Source organism: Paracoccus albicereus, from assembly GCF_024359525.1.
Classification (GTDB): domain Bacteria; phylum Pseudomonadota; class Alphaproteobacteria; order Rhodobacterales; family Rhodobacteraceae; genus Paracoccus; species Paracoccus albicereus.
The window spans coordinates 2,501-5,952 of record NZ_JAKZEU010000013.1 but is presented as its reverse complement, the minus strand read 5'-3'; the positions used below and the strand labels follow the sequence as shown (position 1 = coordinate 5,952).

Sequence of the window (3,452 nt, the reverse complement as noted above, 5' to 3'; positions counted from 1 at the left end):
CCGTCAATGGCCGCGACCCATCTCGCCCGCGGCGCATTGGCCAGCGGGCTAACGGAACCTGGCGGCATGGAGGAGACGAAGGAGGCGCTTCGGGGACTGATCGAGAAGATCGTGCCGGCGCCGGACCCGCATGGCCGCGGTTTCACGATCGATCTTCACGGCGCGCTGGCGAGCCTGTTGCTCCTGACGAGCGGGATGCCGGCGACAGGGCTGCCCGGGGAAACGCAAAAAGCCCCGCGTGGGGCGGGGCGTAGACAAACCAACGGCGCGCATTTTGAGGCGGCGCCGGAAGTCCATGATTTTGCTAATGGATTAGTGTTGGTTGCGGGAGTAGGATTTGAACCTACGACCTTCAGGTTATGAGCCTGACGAGCTACCGGGCTGCTCTATCCCGCGCCAAGGTTTGTCCGGATCGGAGTTTCATCGTTTTGGAGAGATCCGTTTCTTTCCAGGTCTGGCGGTAACCTACTCTCCCACGTCTTGAGACGCAGTACCATCGGCGCATTCGCGCTTAACGGCCGAGTTCGGGATGGGATCGGGTGTTTCGCGAGCGCTATGGCCACCAGACCGGGAAAGAAACGGGTCAGCGTCCGCGCGTTTTCGGCGCGGGTGTTGTCCAAGGCGCATGATCTGCATGCTTGCGACCGGGTAGAAGTCCTGCTTCCACCGGATCAAATCAAGCCAATCGAGCCATTAGTACCGGTCAACTGAACGCATTGCTGCGCTTACATCTCCGGCCTATCGACGTGGTGGTCTTCCACGGCTCTCAAGGGATACCTGGTCTTGAGGGGGGCTTCACGCTTAGATGCCTTCAGCGTTTATCCTGTCCGTTCATAGCTACCCAGCACTGCCGTTGGCACGACAACTGGTCCACCAGTGGAACGTTCACCCCGGTCCTCTCGTACTAGGGGCAACTCCTCTCAAGTATCCTACACCCACGGCAGATAGGGACCGAACTGTCTCACGACGTTCTAAACCCAGCTCACGTACCTCTTTAAACGGCGAACAGCCGTACCCTTGGGACCTGCTCCAGCCCCAGGATGAGATGAGCCGACATCGAGGTGCCAAACGATGCCGTCGATATGGACTCTTGGGCATCATCAGCCTGTTATCCCCAGCGTACCTTTTATCCGTTGAGCGATGGCCCTTCCACTCGGGACCACCGGATCACTATGGCCGTCTTTCGACTCTGCTCGACTTGTCAGTCTTGCAGTCAGGCTGGCTTCTGCCATTGCACTCAACGAGCGATTTCCGACCGCTCTGAGCCAACCTTCGCGCGCCTCCGTTACTGTTTGGGAGGCGACCGCCCCAGTCAAACTACCCGCCACGCAGGGTCCCGGATCCGGATGACGGACCGCGGTTAGACATCAAGAGTGCGAAGGGCGGTATCTCAAGGATGGCTCCACGGAAACTGGCGTTCCCGCTTCAAAGCCTACCGCCTATCCTGCACATCTCAATCCTGATGCCAGTGCGAAGCTGTAGTAAAGGTGCATGGGGTCTTTCCGTCTAACCGCGGGAAGTCTGCATCTTCACAGACAATTCAATTTCGCTGAGTCCACATTTGAGACAGCGGGGAAGTCGTTACGCCATTCGTGCAGGTCGGAACTTACCCGACAAGGAATTTCGCTACCTTAGGACCGTTATAGTTACGGCCGCCGTTTACCGGGGCTTCAATTCAAGGCTTGCACCTCTCCTTTTAACCTTCCGGCACCGGGCAGGCGTCAGACCCTATACGTCGCCTTGCGGCTTCGCAGAGCCCTGTGTTTTTAGTAAACAGTCGCCACCCCCTGGTTTGTGCCCCCGGCCCATACTTGCGTACGAACCGGGCCTCCTTCTCGCGAACTTACGGAGGTATTTTGCCGAGTTCCTTAAATGTGGTTCTCTCAAGCGCCTTGGTATTCTCTACCAGTCCACCTGTGTCGGTTTCGGGTACGATCTCATGGAGGGCTGTTTCCAGGAACCGCTGAACTGCCCGACCAATCCGATAAGGTCGAACAATCTTTGCGATCCGTCACCATCTCCTGGCCCAGGAATATTAACCTGGTTCCCATCGACTACGCCTTTCGGCCTCGCCTTAGGGGTCGGCTCACCCTGCTCAGATTAGCTTTAAGCAGGAACCCTTGGACTTTCGGCGACAGGGTCTCTCACCCTGTTTGTCGCTACTCATGTCAACATTCTCACTTCTGATCACTCCACCGGATGCCTCACGGCCCGGCTTCACAGTCAGAACAATGCCTCCCATGACCCCGAAGGATCAGAAGAGGCAGCGTCCTATATCACAGAACGCTCCGCTACCACGCACCCATAAGGTGCATCCAAAGCTTCGGCTCGTGGCTTGAGCCCCGTTACATCTTCGCCGCAAGACCTCTTGATTAGACCAGTGAGCTGTTACGCTATCTTTAAAGGATGGCTGCTTCTAAGCCAACCTCCTGGTTGTTTTGGAAGTCTCACATGCTTTCCCACTTAGCCACGAATTGGGGGCCTTAGCTGTTGGTCAGGGTTGTTTCCCTCTCCACGACGGACGTTAGCACCCGCCGTGTGTCTCCCGGATAGTCCTCTCGGGTATTCGGAGTTTGCTTAGACTCAGTAAGGCTGTGGGCCCCCATCATCCATGCAGTGCTCTACCCCCCGAGGGATACGTCCGAGGCGCTACCTAAATAGCTTTCGCGGAGAACCAGCTATCTCCGAGTTTGATTGGCCTTTCACCCCTAGGCACAGCTCATCCCGATCCTTTTCAACGGATGTGGGTTCGGACCTCCAGTGCGTGTTACCGCACCTTCATCCTGGCCATGCCTAGATCACTCGGTTTCGGGTCTGATCCGTCTGACTATGTCGCCCATTTAAGACTCGCTTTCGCTGCGCCTCCACCTAACGGCTTAAGCTTGCCAGACAGACCAAGTCGTTGACCCATTATACAAAAGGTACGCCGTCAGGGCTCAAGGCCCCTCCGACTGCTTGTAGGCGTCCGGTTTCAGAAACTGTTTCACTCCCCTCGTCGGGGTGCTTTTCACCTTTCCCTCACGGTACTGGTTCGCTATCGGTCAGCAAGGAGTACTTAGCCTTCGGGGGTGGTCCCCCGATCTTCGGACAGGATTTCACGTGTCCCGCCCTACTTGATACGTCCCATCAAACTTCCCGTACGGGGCTGTCACCCGCTATGGCTGATCTTTCCAGATCATTCCGGTCATTCTCAAGGCTCGGCTGGTCCGGGTTCGCTCGCCACTACTACCGGAGTCTCTAGTTGATTTCCTTTCCTCTGGGTACTTAGATGTTTCAGTTCCCCAGGTTCGCTTTTATAAGCCTATGTATTCAGCCTATAAATACCTGTTTCAGAAAGCCATTCATTGCATAAGCAAAAATGACAAACTGTCAGGTGGGTTTCCCCATTCGGAGATCCATGGATCAAAGCCTATTCCCGGCTCCCCATGGCTTATCGCAGGGTATCACGTCCT

The 3,452-nt window shown here is 56.2% G+C and carries 1 tRNA gene and 2 rRNA genes (1 of these 3 cut by a window edge); all 3 read right to left on the bottom strand.

From position 1 onward, the window contains the following. Window positions 1-319 precede the first annotated feature (319 nt). Window positions 320-396 (bottom strand) — tRNA-Met (locus MLD63_RS17815). Between the two features lie 56 nt (window positions 397-452). Further along, window positions 453-567, bottom strand: a 5S ribosomal RNA gene (gene rrf / locus MLD63_RS17810). Window positions 568-672: 105 nt separating this feature from the next. Beyond that, window positions 673-3,452 (bottom strand): 23S ribosomal RNA (locus MLD63_RS17805); it runs 53 nt beyond the window's last position.